17 protein-coding genes are annotated in these 14,994 nt (G+C 56.5%); 8 read left to right on the plus strand and 9 right to left on the minus strand.

Annotated features, from left to right (window positions below):
- Positions 1–13: 13 nt before the first annotated feature.
- A complete protein-coding gene (locus CHU32_RS09480) occupies positions 14–730 on the plus strand; it encodes an ABC transporter ATP-binding protein (RefSeq protein ID WP_103675541.1) in 717 nt (238 codons plus the stop codon).
- Here the strand turns inward: CHU32_RS09480 and bioD are convergent.
- The 4 genes from bioD to bioB are packed head-to-tail and all read right to left on the minus strand — an operon-like array spanning position 696 to position 4,320.
- Positions 696–1,394 carry a dethiobiotin synthase gene (gene bioD / locus CHU32_RS09485; RefSeq protein WP_103675581.1) on the minus strand — a complete coding sequence of 233 codons (699 nt, stop codon included), beginning with the start codon at positions 1,392–1,394 and terminating at the stop codon, positions 696–698. The two genes, CHU32_RS09480 and bioD, sit on opposite strands and share 35 nt — an antisense overlap.
- The gene (gene bioC / locus CHU32_RS09490; RefSeq protein ID WP_103750832.1) at positions 1,387–2,142 is read right to left on the minus strand and encodes a malonyl-ACP O-methyltransferase BioC; all 756 of its coding nucleotides are present in this window, start codon (positions 2,140–2,142) and stop codon (positions 1,387–1,389) included. Before bioC ends, bioD begins: the two co-directional genes overlap by 8 nt.
- The gene (gene bioF, locus CHU32_RS09495; protein ID WP_103675543.1) at positions 2,129–3,283 is read right to left on the minus strand and encodes an 8-amino-7-oxononanoate synthase; all 1,155 of its coding nucleotides are present in this window, start codon (positions 3,281–3,283) and stop codon (positions 2,129–2,131) included. The genes bioC and bioF overlap by 14 nt, the downstream gene beginning before the upstream one ends.
- Entirely contained in the window at positions 3,280–4,320 is a 1,041-nt protein-coding gene (gene bioB, locus CHU32_RS09500) for a biotin synthase BioB (RefSeq protein WP_103675544.1), read from the minus strand. The genes bioF and bioB overlap by 4 nt, the downstream gene beginning before the upstream one ends.
- Before the next feature lie 86 nt (positions 4,321–4,406).
- On the opposite strand from bioB, the gene bioA reads away from it, so the two are divergent.
- From bioA to CHU32_RS09525, 5 genes are all read left to right on the plus strand, one after another.
- Complete coding sequence (gene bioA, locus CHU32_RS09505; protein WP_103675545.1) at positions 4,407–5,696, plus strand: adenosylmethionine--8-amino-7-oxononanoate transaminase; 1,290 nt, start codon at positions 4,407–4,409, stop codon at positions 5,694–5,696.
- Positions 5,697–5,748: 52 nt separating this feature from the next.
- Entirely contained in the window at positions 5,749–6,225 is a 477-nt protein-coding gene (locus tag CHU32_RS09510) for a kinase inhibitor (protein WP_103675546.1), read from the plus strand.
- Positions 6,226–6,234: 9 nt separating this feature from the next.
- Entirely contained in the window at positions 6,235–7,080 is an 846-nt protein-coding gene (locus tag CHU32_RS09515; protein ID WP_103675547.1) for an AraC family transcriptional regulator, read from the plus strand.
- Between the two features lie 51 nt (positions 7,081–7,131).
- The gene (locus CHU32_RS09520) at positions 7,132–7,539 is read left to right on the plus strand and encodes a DUF2000 family protein (protein WP_103675548.1); all 408 of its coding nucleotides are present in this window, start codon (positions 7,132–7,134) and stop codon (positions 7,537–7,539) included.
- Positions 7,540–7,691: 152 nt separating this feature from the next.
- Positions 7,692–8,975, plus strand: a complete 1,284-nt coding sequence (locus tag CHU32_RS09525) for a putative acyl-CoA thioester hydrolase (protein ID WP_103675549.1) — start codon at positions 7,692–7,694, stop codon at positions 8,973–8,975.
- A 246-nt stretch (positions 8,976–9,221) separates the two neighbouring features.
- On the opposite strand, the gene pgl is transcribed toward CHU32_RS09525, so the two are convergent.
- Positions 9,222–10,217, minus strand: a complete 996-nt coding sequence (gene pgl / locus CHU32_RS09530; RefSeq protein ID WP_103675550.1) for a 6-phosphogluconolactonase — start codon at positions 10,215–10,217, stop codon at positions 9,222–9,224.
- Between the two features lie 145 nt (positions 10,218–10,362).
- On the opposite strand from pgl, the gene CHU32_RS09535 reads away from it, so the two are divergent.
- Complete coding sequence (locus CHU32_RS09535) at positions 10,363–11,181, plus strand: pyridoxal phosphatase (protein ID WP_103675551.1); 819 nt, start codon at positions 10,363–10,365, stop codon at positions 11,179–11,181.
- Here the strand turns inward: CHU32_RS09535 and modC are convergent, their stop codons facing one another.
- The 4 genes from modC to CHU32_RS09555 form a co-directional block, all read right to left on the minus strand.
- Positions 11,182–12,240 carry a molybdenum ABC transporter ATP-binding protein ModC gene (gene modC, locus CHU32_RS09540; RefSeq protein WP_103750833.1) on the minus strand — a complete coding sequence of 353 codons (1,059 nt, stop codon included), beginning with the start codon at positions 12,238–12,240 and terminating at the stop codon, positions 11,182–11,184.
- Between the two features lie 2 nt (positions 12,241–12,242).
- A complete protein-coding gene (gene modB, locus CHU32_RS09545; RefSeq protein WP_103675552.1) occupies positions 12,243–12,932 on the minus strand; it encodes a molybdate ABC transporter permease subunit in 690 nt (229 codons plus the stop codon).
- Positions 12,932–13,705, minus strand: a complete 774-nt coding sequence (gene modA, locus CHU32_RS09550; RefSeq protein ID WP_103675553.1) for a molybdate ABC transporter substrate-binding protein — start codon at positions 13,703–13,705, stop codon at positions 12,932–12,934. The genes modB and modA overlap by 1 nt, the downstream gene beginning before the upstream one ends.
- 156 nt (positions 13,706–13,861) lie before the next feature.
- Entirely contained in the window at positions 13,862–14,011 is a 150-nt protein-coding gene (locus CHU32_RS09555) for an AcrZ family multidrug efflux pump-associated protein (RefSeq protein WP_103675554.1), read from the minus strand.
- Between the two features lie 129 nt (positions 14,012–14,140).
- On the opposite strand from CHU32_RS09555, the gene modE reads away from it, so the two are divergent.
- A complete protein-coding gene (gene modE, locus CHU32_RS09560; RefSeq protein WP_103675555.1) occupies positions 14,141–14,929 on the plus strand; it encodes a molybdenum-dependent transcriptional regulator in 789 nt (262 codons plus the stop codon).
- Positions 14,930–14,994: the final 65 nt, after the last annotated feature.

Raw genomic sequence — 14,994 nt, forward strand, 5'->3', positions numbered from 1 at the left:
TGAGAGGTCATCCATGTTGAGTCTACGCGCTGTAAATCAGTTTTACGGAAACCAGCATACGCTGTGGAATATTACGCTGGAGCTTCAGCCGGGAAAATGCACCAGCGTTATTGGCCTGCCCGGGATGGGAAAAACGACCCTAATCCATTGCATCACCGGTTTTTTGCCCATTGAGAGCGGCAGCATTTTCTGGCATGGCGATGATGCACCGCCGTGCGATCTTCTCCCCCTCTCTGCCCCCCACCGTACCGCGCTCGGAATGGGCTATGTCCCGCAGGAAAGGCGGATCTTTTCGCAACTGACGGTAGAGGAGAATCTGCATATTGCTCATGCCGCCAGCGGGGACGGCGCGGTGAAGCGCGGTATATATGATTTTTTCCCCGAACTTTGCGCCCTGCGCCAGCGAAAGGCCGCCACGCTTTCACATGAGCAGCAGTATCAACTGGCCCTGGCCAGCGCGCTGGTTGCAGGCCCGCGCCTGTTGATTCTGGATGAACCAACGCGTGGCGCGGGCCAGGCATTTTTGCATAAGCTCGGGGAGATTATCCTGCGCCTGAAACGCGAACTGGGGCTGACAATCCTGCTGGCGGAGCAGCATTTGTCGTTTATCCATCACGTTTCAGATCGTTTTCTCCTGCTTCATCAGGGGCGTAACGTCGCGCAGGGACAGGTTAATCAGCTCGATCAACAGTTGCTCACACAGTGGATGACACCCGCGCCAGGTCGCTAAGGTCGAGATACTGACCGAGGTCCGCAGTTTCAGGCCCGTGTTCAAGCCACGGGATCTCGCCTAACAGCGGTGCCGGTACGACGCGCCGCAAAGTGGCGAGATATTCCTGGTGGCGACGCCCCGGCGGCGTAATGTCATTCGCAATCCAGCCTGCCAGGGGTAGTCCCGCTTGCCGGACTGCCTGCGCCGTTAACATGGCATGATTAATACATCCTAGTTTCACCCCAACCACGAGGATCACCGGCAGTTGTTCCGTGCCAACCCAGTCGGCAAAAGTTAGCGTCGGGGAGAGCGGCGTGAACCACCCTCCGGCTCCCTCCACCAGCACCCACTCCGCCCGCGCTTCAAGCTCCCTCAACCCCGCAGACAGTACCGCTGCGTCAATTGGTCGCCCTTCATCGGCGCTGGCAATGTGCGGTGAGGTCGGCTCGGCAAAAGTACAGGGATTCACCTGGTGATAATTGAGCAGCAGGCTGCTGTTGCGCTGAAGCGCCAGCGCGTCGCTATTACGCAACCCTTCAGCCGTGCTTTCACTGCCGGACGCAACCGGCTTATAGCCTGCTGTCACAAATCCCTGGCGTCTGGCTGCCTGAAGCAGCGCACAACTGGCGACGGTTTTACCGACTTCAGTGTCGGTTCCGGTGACAAAAAAACGGTTAATCACGTTCAATAATCCCAATAAAAAGATGATACGTCAGGGGACAATGCCCCTGCTGCTGCGGCCAGGCCAGTTGAAGCTGACGTAGCTGGCTGCGGGTCAGCGGGCGATGATTGCGTCCTTCATGCAAATGCGTGGCACCGGTGCCTTTAAGCGAACGCATGGCGCTGAGGGCGTCGGGAAACATCAGGCGAATCGACGGCTGGTAATGGCGATAACGCCAGCCGGACAACGCCGCATGTACAGCCTCAACGGGCATAAAGCGATTGACATGTGGACGTCCATCAACAGCCTGCCACGCCTGCGCAACTTCGGGCAGCGAGCCGGCAATGAGCGTGGTGAACGCCACCCTGCCACCCGGCCTGACAAGCCGGTAAAGCTCAGCAATAGCGACCTGCAAGTTGTCACACCACTGCACGGCCAGATTACTCCAGGCCAGATCGAACTGCGCATCCGCCAGCGGAATCGCCTCAATGTCGGCCAGTAGATAGTGATCCGCCGCCGCCTGGCGCTGCGCCTCTTCCAGCATCGGCGCTGACAGGTCCAGCGCAGTCACCAGGCTTCCCTGCTCACGCCAGTAGCGGCTCATGCCGCCGGGGCCGCATCCGGCATCCAGGACTCGGGGCACAGGCTGTGCCGGCAGTTTACTCAATAATGCCGCAGCGCTTTGCCGTTGCAGACTGTCATGCTGTAAATAGACCGACGCGGCGCGTCCGAACGCGGCTGCAACCGCCTGTTTATCAACTTGCGGCATCCAGCACCTCCAGTAAACGGGCGATATCGTCAGTGGTATGTGCCGCCGTTAAGGTTAAACGCAGGCGGGCGGTGCCTTGCGCCACGGTGGGCGGACGAATGGCCGTTGCCCAACATCCCTGTTCACGTAATGCGCCTGCCATATGCAGGGCGCGGGCATTGTCGCCGACAATGAGCGGCTGAATGGCGCTGGAAGACGCGGTCAGTGCGACATCCAGCGCGGCGGCCCCGGCGCGAAAAAAAGCGATATGCCGGGCCAGCGTTTCGCGCCGCGCACGGCCTTCATCACTGCGGATCACCGCCAGCGCCGCCTGTAATGCTACGGCCTGCGCGGGAGGCATGGCAGTACTGTAGATAAGATGACGGGCAAATTGCAGCAGATAATCCGCGACGGTTTCACTGCATAACACGGCGGCCCCGCTGACACCAAAACCTTTACCGAAGGTCACAATTAACAGATCCGGCTGCACCTGCTGTTGGTGGCAACTGCCACGCCCCTCATCGCCGCTCACCCCGATGCCATGCGCATCATCAACCATCAACCATGCACCAGCGTCTCGCGTGATGCGCCCGATGTCGGCAAGCGGCGCGCTGTCGCCGTCCATGCTAAAAATGCCTTCCGTAACCACCAGTTGTTGTCCGCCGACCGGCTTTGCCAGCAGGCGTTGCAGCTCAGAGGCGTCATTATGCGCAAAGCGCCGTAGCTGCGCCGGGCTGAGGCTGGCGGCCTCCAGCAGTGAGGCGTGGCTCAGACGGTCAGCCACGATGCGATCGTCTTTCATCGCCAGCGCGGCAATCACCGCCTGATTGGCGGCAAAACCGGAAATAAACAAAAGCGCGCGCGGAAAGCCCAGCCACTGCGCCAGTTGATCCTCAAACTGCTGGTGGGCACAACTGTAACCGCTGACATGTCCGGAGCCACCGCTACCAACCCCAAACTGCGCCGCGCCCTGCTGCCAGGCGGCGATCACCTGCGGATGCTGGCTGAGGCCCAGATAGTCATTGCTGGAGAAATTGAGATACCGTTGCCCCTCTGCCATCAGCCAGCGCCCGGCCCCCTGCGCCACCGCCTGGCGACGACGCAGTGCGCTGGCGGCCTGGCGCTGCGCTAAGGCGCTGTCGATTCGCTGCTGCCAGCTCATACCGCCGCCGCGTTATAGTACGCGTCGGTATCCGGCGTGCGCAGCACCTCCTCCAGACGCGCCTGCTGCTCGTTATCCCCCTCCTGCACCCGCGTTTGCTCTGGGTTCAGCCCCAGCTTGCGGAACAACTGGAGATCTTTATCTTCCTCCGGGTTCGGGGTAGTCAGCAGTTTACAGCCATAGAAGATCGAGTTTGCGCCCGCCATAAAGCACATGGCCTGCGTCTGCTCATTCATCTGCTCACGCCCGGCGGAAAGGCGAACCCAGGAGGTTGGCATCATGATGCGCGCCACCGCGATGGTGCGAATAAAGTCGAACGCATCGACGTCTTCGTTATCCGCCAGCGGCGTGCCTTTGACCTTCACCAGCATATTTATCGGCACGCTTTCCGGCGGCGTCGGCAGATTCGCCAGTTGCAGCAACAACCCGGCCCGATCTTTCACCGTTTCGCCCAGCCCGACGATCCCGCCGGAACAGACTTTAATGCCAGCATCGCGGACTTTACCCAACGTATCCAGACGCTCCTGGTAGGTGCGGGTGGTGATAATGTTGCCGTAGAATTCCGGCGAGGTATCAAGGTTATGGTTATAGTAATCAAGGCCCGCCGACGCCAGACGCTGCGCCTGCGTTTCATCAAGCGTACCGAGAGTCATACAGGCTTCAAGCCCCATCGCTTTCACCCCCTGCACCATCTGCTCCAGATACGGCATATCGCGCTCGTGGGGATTTTTCCATGCCGCGCCCATGCAGAAGCGGGTAGAGCCTGCCTGTTTTGCTTTGCGCGCAGACTCCAGCACCTGTTCCACTTCCATCAGGCGCTCGGCTTCCAGCCCGGTTTTGTAGCGCGAGCTTTGCGGGCAATACTTACAATCTTCCGGGCAAGCCCCGGTTTTAATCGACAGCAGCGTGCTGACCTGCACCTGACGCGGATCGAAATGCTGGCGGTGAATTTGCTGAGCCTCAAATAACAGATCCAGCAGCGGTTTATTAAAAAGTTCGGTAACGTGCGACATTGTCCAGCGCGGGTGGTGAGCCATCGGGCTTCTCCAAAGGGTTTAGTTAATTTCTGCTTCAGTGTAAACTCGTAAACCTAAAACTTTTCAAAATGGTTTACAAGTCGATTATGACCCCGGACGATCTTACCTTTGATAAACGCCACATCTGGCACCCCTACACTTCGATGACCTCTCCTCTGCCGGTGTACCCGGTGGTCAGCGCGCAGGGCTGTGAGCTGGAACTTGCCAGCGGCGAACATCTGATTGACGGGATGTCGTCCTGGTGGGCGGCGATCCACGGCTATAATCACCCGCGCCTGAACGCCGCGCTAAAAGCGCAAATCGACAAGGTTTCACACGTGATGTTTGGTGGCATAACGCATCCGGCAGCGGTTGCGTTATGTCGTCAGCTGGTGGCGATGACTCCGGAAGCGCTGGAATGTGTCTTTCTGGCCGATTCCGGCTCGGTGGCAGTGGAAGTGGCGATGAAGATGGCGCTCCAGTACTGGCAGGCCAAAGGCGAACCGCGTCAGCGTTTTCTCACCTTCCGCAACGGCTATCATGGCGATACGTTTGGCGCAATGTCGGTGTGCGATCCAGACAACTCCATGCACAGCCTGTGGCAGGGTTATCTGCCGCAGCATCTGTTTGCGCCCGCGCCGCAAAGCCGCTTCGACGGCGAATGGGATGAGCGCGATATGGTGGCCTTCGCCCGCCTGATGGCCGCGCACCGTCACGAGATTGCCGCGGTGATCCTCGAGCCGATTGTGCAAGGGGCGGGCGGCATGCGGATGTATCATCCTGAATGGCTACGCCGTATCCGCAAAATGTGCGATCGCGAAGGTATTCTGCTGATCGCCGACGAAATCGCCACCGGTTTTGGCCGTACCGGCAAGCTATTTGCCTGCGAACATGCGGACATCAGCGCTGATATTCTGTGTCTCGGAAAAGCGTTGACCGGTGGCACCATGACCCTGTCGGCCACCCTCACAACCCGCGCAGTGGCCGACGCGATTAGTAACGGTGACGCCGGGTGCTTTATGCACGGTCCGACCTTTATGGGCAATCCGCTGGCCTGCGCGGTGGCGACGGAAAGTCTCGCGCTGCTGGCGGAAAACACCTGGCAGGCGCAGGTGGCGGCGATTGAGAAACAACTAAAAGAAGAACTGGCTCCCGCCCGGGCCTCCACGCTGGTTGCCGATGTGCGCGTACTCGGCGCGATTGGCGTGGTCGAGACCACCCGGCCAGTAAATATGGCGGCACTGCAGCGCTTTTTTGTTGAGCACAAGGTCTGGGTCCGGCCTTTTGGCAAACTGATTTATCTGATGCCACCCTATCCCATCAGCCCGGACCAGTTAACGCAACTGACCTACGCGGTCAATTGTGCGGTTCAGGATGAAAGACTTTTTAGCCATTAACCGCGATGCTACACTTCTTCAGAAGCGAACAAGGTATACCGAAGGAGACGTAATGAAATTAATCAGTAAAGATTTCCAGGATGGGGACAAGCTGCATAACCGCCATGTGTTTAATGGCATGGGCTATGAAGGCGATAATATTTCGCCCCATCTGGCGTGGGATGATGTTCCGGCGGGAACCAAAAGCTTTGTTGTCACCTGCTACGATCCTGATGCCCCAACCGGCTCCGGCTGGTGGCACTGGGTGGTTGCTAATCTGCCGGCGGATACCCGCGTGCTGCCTCAGGGTTCCGGCTCAAATCTGGTTGCGTTGCCGGAGGGTGCGGTCCAGACCCGCACCGACTTTGGTAAAACGGGCTACGACGGCGCGGCCCCGCCGAAGGGTGAATCCCATCGCTATATTTTTACCGTACACGCACTTAATGTTGAGCATATTGAGGTGGATGAAGGCGCAAGCGGTGCCATGGTTGGCTTTAACGTCCATTTCCATACCCTCGGCAGCGCCTCGCTGACCGCCTGGTATATCTGATCGTCTGAGATGAAGGACACCAAAAGCGGCGACTGGCTCGACTTTCGTCGCGACAGTGAAAGTGGTATCGAAAGCGTGAGCGCCCATTTTACCGGCCACGCTTACGATCCGCACGACCATGATGAAGTTCTGGTGGGCTTTACGCACCAGGGTGTGCAGCGGTTTCGCTGCCATCGGACACTGCATACCAGCAGACCGGGCCGCGCTATTCTGATCGAACCTGGCGCGGTGCATGACGGCCATGCCCCGGAAACTGGCGGCTTTACCTACTCAATGCTGTATCTGCCGCAAAGTTGGGTTTCCGACCGGCTTGCTCAACGCGGGCTGGCGGATATATCACTCATCGAAGCGGCGTTTCGCCACACGCTTACCGACGACGAAACGCTGTTTTATGCCATCCAGCAGACATTTTTTGCTTTTCATCATCGGGAAGGGAAACTGGCCCGCGATCAAAGCATGGATCGTCTTCTGAGTTTACTTACCCGCCATATTAAAGCCCCGCCTGCCTCATATAAGAGCGATACGATGCTGCTGATGCACCGTATCCGGGAAATTTTGCATGAGCGGATGGCGGACGATATCGGCCTTGATGAATTATCCTCTCTTGCGGGTATTGACCGCTTTCGCCTTAGCAGGCAGTTCTACAAAGCGTTTGGCCAAACACCCCACGCCTGGCTCGTCAGGCTGAGGCTGCGTAGCGCCAGAGCGCTGCTGGCTCACGGGCAAGAGCCTGCGCTTGTTGCAGCCCAGGTTGGGTTTGCCGATCAAAGTCATCTGGGGAGATGGTTTCAACGCGCTTATCGCATGTCGCCCGCCGCGTTTCAGCAACAGTGCACAAACGTTCTATCCCGCTGAGCGTGTTTCTTTAATGATGGCCTTTTTAGTGAGGACGGAGAAGAAATACGCATGTTTGACACAAAAATTGCTCTGGTAGTACGGGACGATCTGGAAAACTGGCAGCGTCTGAATGTGGTGGCATTTCTGGCGACCGGGATTGTTTCTGCCGCGCCTGAAGTGCTGGGCGAAACCTATATTGATGCTGCCAACCGTCATTATTCCCGCCTGTCAGGCCAGCCAATGCTCATTTTTGCCGGCGGGCTTGAGGATCTTCAGCGTACCCATCGTAAGGGGCTTGAGCGAGAGCTGACGCTGGTACCCTATGTGCAGGCAATGTTTGCAACCGGCAATGACGCCGACAATCGCGCCGTATTCTTGCAAGAAGAGGCAAACGCGATGAACCTGGTCGGGATTGCACTACGCGGACCGAAAAAAGCCGTTGATAAAGTGATTAAAGGCTTGTCGTTACACCCCTGATACGAGGTGTTGATCCGGCGGGTCTCCCCCGCCTTTGTAAATCAACACTTTTCGTTGTGTCTTTTACGTAATTTGGCTTCCCGTTTCGTTCAACTTAGTATAAAACAGCAGGCTTTAAAGCACCTTTAACGAATAAACGTCTGGAGCATCCCTTGAACACATTTTCGGTTTCTCGCCTGACTCTGGCATTGGTTCTGGGCGCGACGCTGACCGCATGCAGCTCAACGCCCGCCGATCAACAGCCTTCTTCACAGGCCGCACCCGGCACCACAGCACGCCCTATCCTTTCCGCAGGCGAAGCAAAGAATTTTGTCGCGGATAACTATTTCCTGTCGTTAAATCCGAATGCCGCACCGTGGAAACCCTCGGCGATCGCGCTTCCTGCCCAGCCCGACTTTGTGGTGGGGCCAGCGGGGTCCGCGGGAGTCACCCACACCTCACTTCAGGCGGCCGTTGACGCAGCAATTACGCGCCATACCAGTAAACGCCAATATATTGCGATTATGCCTGGCGAATATGAAGGCACCGTTTACGTGCCCATCGCCTCTGGTAGCCTGACGCTGTACGGCACAGGCGATAAAGCCATTGATGTGAAAATCAGTGCCGCGATTGATTCTGAAATCGATCCGGTCAGCTGGCGTCGGCTGGTCAATCCGTCAGGCAAATATATGCCGGGTAAACCCGCATGGTATATGTTCGATAAATGCCAGAGCAAACGTGCAGCGACCGTTGGGGTGATGTGTTCTGCGGTCTTCTGGTCACAAAATAATGGCCTGCAATTGCAGAACCTGACCATCGAAAACAATCTCGGCGACAGCGTTGATGCGGGTACCCATCAGGCTGTTGCGCTGCGCAGCGATGGCGACCAGGTGCAGATGAATAACGTCAATATCCTCGGCCGTCAGAACACCTTCTTTGTGACCAACAGCGGCGTACAGAACGTGCTGCAAAACGATCGTCAGACTCGCACGCTGGTGACCAACAGCTATATAGAAGGCGATGTCGATCTGGTTTCAGGCCGCGGTAGCGTGGTGTTCGACAATACCGACTTCCGTATTGTTAACTCGCGTACCCAGCAGGAAGGCTATGTTTTCGCCCCTGCAACCCTGTCCAATGTCTATTATGGTTTCCTGGCCACCAACAGCCGCTTTACCGCCGCTGGTGATGGGGTCGCGCAGCTCGGGCGCTCTCTGGACGCCGACAGCAATGTTAACGGCCAGGTGGTGATCCGCGACAGCGTGATCAATCAGGGCTTTAATATGGCGCAGCCGTGGGCAGACGCGGCGATCTCCAAACGTCCATTTAGTGGTAATACCGGTACCCAGGATGAGAAAGGTGAGATCCAGCGTAACCTGAACGACACGCAGTTCAACCGCATGTGGGAGTTTAATAACCGCGGCGTGGGGAGCCAGGTAGCCGCGCAGGCGAAGCAGTAAAAGCTGGACAGCAAAAAGGGGGAATTAATCCCCCTTTTTCAGACTACTGATAAGCGTTATACCGTGGAATGATGCCTGGCGGCGCTTCGCTTGCACAGGCCTACGGGTTACGCATAACGTATTGATGTTGATGGTTTTCACTGGCCGGGTAAGGCGATACCGCCACCCGGCAAAACGGTGAACACAGTAGTAAAACAGATTTGTCATCAGCCTCAAACCTCGCTATCGCGAGGTTTTTTATGCCGATTAAAACGCGTTAATCACCACCCACATCGGGCCTTGCCCTACGGCATAGCGGCCTTTCTCTTCCAGCAGCCCTTGCTGGCCCTGAATTTCATACAGCGCGATATGGTGAGATTTCTGTCCGGCCGCAACCAGATATTTACCACTGTGATCGACGTTAAAGCCACGCGGCTGCGTTTCGGTCGGCTGATGCCCTTCTACCGCCAGAATGCTGCCGTCTTCGGAGATGCTGAAGATAGTGATCGTACTGGCGGTGCGATCGCAGGCGTAAAGATGGCGACCGTCAGGCGTGATATGGATATCGGCGGCCCAGCGCGTATCGGCAAAGCCGGCCGGCATCATATCCAGCGTCTGAATGCATTCAATCTGATCGTGGGCGTTACGTAAATCCCAGACGTCAACCGAGCTGTTAAGCTCATTAACACAGTATGCGTACTGATGGTTAGGATGGAACGCCATATGGCGCGGCCCCGCCCCTTCCACCGTTTTAACATCTTCCGGCGTTTGCGCGACCAGTTTACCGTCATTGCTAAGAGTAAACAGGCAGATACGATCCTGCTTCAGCGTCGGTACCCACAATGTTCGATTGTCCGGGGAAATATTGGCTGAATGGCATCCTTCCAGTCCTTCCACAACGTCTACCGTTTCAACCGGCAAGCCATCCTGCAAACGTACTACGCTAACGCTGCCCGCATTGTAGGAGGCACTGAAAATAAAGCGTCCGCTATGGTCGGTAGAAATGTGCGTCGGGCTGCCCGGCAGCGGCGCTTCTGCCGCGAAAGTGAGCGCACCGTTATCCGGCGCAATGCGCCAGGCCAGCACACGAAACTCAGGACGCACGCCAACATAGAGATAGCGTTTATCCGGGCTGACCACCATCGGCTGCACCTGACCGGGCACATCAACAACCTGGATCAGGGTCAGCGTCCCTTCTGGATTAAGGCCCCAGACGTGGATTTGCTGGCTTTCCGGGCTGGCGGTATAAACGGTTTGTTTCATGAATACTCCTTTCCTTACAACAGAGTGGAAGTAAATAACCAGGATAGTCTTTTTTGACCGTAAATGCTGAATTTATTTGTCCTGTCCGCACGGCGGTGTACCATCGACCAACGCTTTTATATTAACTCTGTGACAGGAAAAACGAATGACCACGCGCGTTATCGCCCTGGATTTAGACGGCACCCTGCTGACCCCGCAAAAAACGTTTCTCCCCTCGTCGCTTGAGGCGCTGATGCGCGCGAAAGAGGCAGGGTATAAATTGATTATTGTCACCGGGCGACATCACGTTGCTATCCATCCTTTTTATCAGGCCCTGGCGCTGGATACACCTGCTATCTGCTGCAATGGTACCTATTTGTATGATTATCATGCAAAAAAAGTGCTTGAGGCCGATCCCATGCCGGTCCCCAAAGCGCTGCAATTAATTGAAATGCTTAATGAGTATGATATCCATGGCCTGATGTACGTGGACGACGCGATGCTGTATGAGCGTCCTACTGGTCACGTGATCCGCATGAGCCAATGGGCACAAACCCTGCCGCAAGCGCAGCGTCCGGTGTTTACGCAGGTCGGCTCGCTGAGCCAGGCGGCGCAGGAGGTGAACGCGGTGTGGAAGTTTGCACTGACCGATGAGAACATCAGCAAACTGCAGGATTTCGCGCTGAACGTCGGCGAGACGCTGGCACTGGAGTGTGAATGGTCCTGGCAGGATCAGGTCGACGTGGCCCGTCACGGCAACAGCAAAGGCAAACGCCTTACGCAATGGGTGGAGTCGCAGGGCTGGTCAATGCAGGACGTGGTGGCCTTTGGTGATAACCAGAACGACATCAGCATGCTGGAAGCCGCTGGCACCGGGGTGGCGATGGGCAACGCTGTCGAAGAAGTCAAAGCGCGCGCCAATGTCGTGATTGGCGAAAATACCGAAGACAGCATCGCGCAGTTTATCTACTCTCACTTGCTGTGATCAGGCGGTTATCGACACGCTTTTGATTTGCGCGTACAGCCACAGGCCAGGCTTGATCGCCAGTTCATCTCTGGCCCACGGGCTGATGCGCGCCCACAATCTGCGGCTGCCAATCTCCAGCTGCACCTCAACCTGACCGTTGTCATCCAGGCACTGCGCCACGCGGGCGCGCAGAACGTTACGAATGCTGGTGTGCTGGGGCGGTTGCAGCACCAGCGAAACGTCCGAGGCCTGGATACGCACGCGCAGCGACGACTGCACCGGGCGATCAATTTTATTTACCCACAGGTGCTGATCGCCCAGCGCCAGCGCGGTCATCGCGTAGTGCGGATGATGCTCCAGCACGCTGACTTTCAGAATGCTGCTTTGCTGATCCTGCGGCAGCCAGGGATGCATCACGCTGCTTCCCCATACCTCTTCAAGCGGACCAAAGGCTTTAACCTGCCCCGCCTCCAGCACCAGCACGTTATCCGCGAGGTGCAGAATTTCATCCAGCGAATGACTGACGTAGAGCATCGGTATATTGATTTCTCGCGCCAGTCGTTGCAGGTACGGCAACAGTTCGCGCTTGCGGGGGATATCCAGCGACGCCAGCGGCTCATCAAGCAGCAGCAGTTCCGGCGCGGTTAATAGCGCCCGGCCAATCGCCACGCGCTGTTTTTCACCGCCGGAAAGGCTTCCCGGCAGGCGATCGAGCAGCGGCGCGATGCCCAGCAGTTCCACCAGCTTATCGAACTGTCCGGCCATACTTTTTGCCATGCCGTAGCGCAAATTGCCGCGCACTTTATAGTGCGGGAACAGCCGCGCATCCTGGAACACATAGCCAACACGGCGTTTGTCCGGCGAAAGGCAAATGCCTTTCTGCGCATCGTTCAGTACCCGGCCGTTTAATACGATGCGTCCCTGCTCAGGGCGCGTCAGGCCACTGATGGCGTTGATCAGCGAGGTTTTTCCGGCACCTGATACGCCAAAAATGGCGGTAATGCCGCTGGCAGGCAGCGTTTCGTTGAGGGAAAGGCAATGACTACCGAGCGTCTGAGTAAAATTGAGTTCCAGCATCATTATTTCCCCGTCCGCACGCGGCTGAGTCGTGCCAGCCATTCCGACACAAGCAGCGAAATCATTGCCAGCACAATGGAAATCACGCACAAACGCGCGGCGGCGCTTTCGCCACCGGGCATCTGGATTAACGTGTACATAGCCGACGGAATGGTACGGGTTTCACCGGGAATATTGGAGACAAAGGTGATAGTTGCGCCAAATTCGCCCAGCGAGCGGGCAAAGGCCAGCACCGTGCCGGCAATAATTCCTGGCAACATCAGCGGCAGCGTAATGGTAAAGAAGACGCGCAAACGCCCTGCGCCAAGCGTGCAGGCGGCCTGCTCCAGCCTGACGTCAACGCCCTCCAGCGCCAGCCGGATGGCACGCACCATCAGCGGAAAGGACATCACCGCCGCTGCCAGCACCGCCCCGCGCCAGCTGAACGCCAGCGTGATGCCGAACCAGTCATACAGCCACGCGCCGATAACCCCGCGCCGCCCCATCGAAATTAACAGCAGGTAACCGACGACCACTGGCGGCAGCACCAGCGGCAGATGCAGCAGGCTGTCGAGCAGCGCTTTGCCTGGAAAGCGGCGACGAACCAGTAACCAGGCAAAGAAGATCCCAAAAGGCAAACTAAAAATGACGGCAAGAGAAGACACTTTAAGGCTCAGCAGCACGGCCTGCCATTCAGGATCGGTCAGTATCATTAGTGGGTTGTAAATCCGTAACGTTTAAAAATCGCAGAAGCCTGCGGTCCTTTCAGATAATCATAAAACGCGCTGACGGTGGCATTTTTATGCCCGTCAATAATCGCCAGCGGGTATTCGACTTTCTGGTGTGAATCTTCCGGGAAGGTGCCAACAACTTTTACGCCTTTGCTGGCAACGGCGTCGGAACCGTAAACAATGCCCAGCGGCGCTTCATTGCGCTCAACCAGCGCCAGCGCACCGCGCACGTCTTCTGCCGGAGCCAGTGTCGGGGAAAGCGTCTCCCATGCGCCTAATTTTTGCAGCGCTTCTTTGGCATAAATGCCTGCCGGAACGTGGTCCGGATCGCCCACCGCCAGACGTCCGCCATCTAACAGGCGCGCCCAATCCGTTTTGCCGTCAATCGTTACCTTATCAAGCTTGCTGGCTTTTGGCGCGACCACAACCAGGCTGTTGCCGAGTAATGTCTCGCGACTGGAGGTATCAATCGCTTTCTTATCGACCGCGTAATCCATCCATTTCTGATCGGCAGAAATAAACAGATCGGCAGGTGCACCGGCTTCAATCTGACGTGCCAGTGTGGATGATGAGGCAAAAGAGGAAACCACCTCAACGTTTTTGGCTTTTTTATAATCCGCGGCAATGTCCTGCATCGCATTAGTGAGTGAAGCCGCCGCGAAAACGGTAATTTTACCTTCATCAGCCAGCGCATGTCCGGCGACGGTCAGCGTTAATGTTGCCCCTGCAAACAAGCGTACCCATGTACGTGCCATCATAAACTCCTGTGAGTGTCGTTATATATCACGTAATATAACGACAAGCTCAGATTTTTCCCAGCATTAAATGCTACCGTGCAATGGGTAGACTATCGGCAATAAAGGGGAAAACTTAAGGCAGAAACGCCCGCGAGTGGCGGGCGTTCAGAGAAATCAGCGGCGTTGTTCGGAGCGGTCTTTGTGACCAATCCCGGAGAAAATGTTAAACACTTCACCCAGCCCGTAGATCAATCCGAGGATGACAGCCATCACCACCGGGACCATGATTACGGCAAAAACCAGACTTTTCAACAACTCTAACATGGTGAACTCCAGACATTGTGAATAAGGTTATTCTAACCGGATTTTACTAAAAGGCACTCCCCTTTTGTGCGGTGCGGTTGGCGTCCCACCCTAATTGCGTCACAATACCCTTTTTGCCAGGACACTGTTATGCAGGCTGAAATTCTTCTTACACTGAAACTCCAGCAGCGCCTTTTTGCCGATCCGCGCCGCATTATGCTGCTTAAGCACATCGCACAAACTGGCTCCATCAGTCAGGGCGCGAAAGAGGCGGGCATCAGCTATAAGAGCGCCTGGGATGCGATCAACGACATGAATCAGCTTAGCGAACAGCCGCTGGTGGATCGCGCGACCGGCGGCAAAGGCGGCGGCGGAGCACTGTTAACACGTTATGGTCAGCGACTCATCGAGCTTTACGATCTGCTGGCGCAAATTCAGCAGAAAGCGTTTGACGTGTTAAGTCTGGATGACGGCCTGCCGCTAAACAGCCTGCTGGCGGCGATTTCTCGTTTTTCTTTGCAAACCAGCGCCCGCAATCAGTGGTTCGGTACAGTGACTGGCCGCGATCGCGATCGCGTACAGCAGCATGTGGACATCCTACTGGCAGACGGTGAAACGCGGTTAAAAGTGGCTATTACCGCCCAGAGTGGCGAGCGTCTCGGTCTGGATGAAGGCAAAGAAGTGCTGGTGCTCCTGAAAGCACCCTGGGTCAATATTACTACCGATCGTGCGCAGGCTGAAACAGCAGATAATCAGCTTACCGGCGTTATCAGTCATATTGAGCGCGGTAGCGAGCAGTGCGAAGTGCTGATGCGGCTGCCGGACGGTCAACATCTTTGCGCCACGCTTCCTCATGAGCGTGCCGTCGCGCTTAACGAAGGCAGCGAAGTCATGGCGTATTTCAATGCCGACCGGGTAATTATCGCCACGCTGTGCTGATGCATTGACAATCTGCTCAGGAAATCGTATCCCTGTTTAAAACACTGCAAGAAACGGGATATATA

Origin of the sequence: Superficieibacter electus (assembly GCF_002915575.1) — a bacterium.
GTDB classification, from domain to species: domain Bacteria; phylum Pseudomonadota; class Gammaproteobacteria; order Enterobacterales; family Enterobacteriaceae; genus Superficieibacter; species Superficieibacter electus.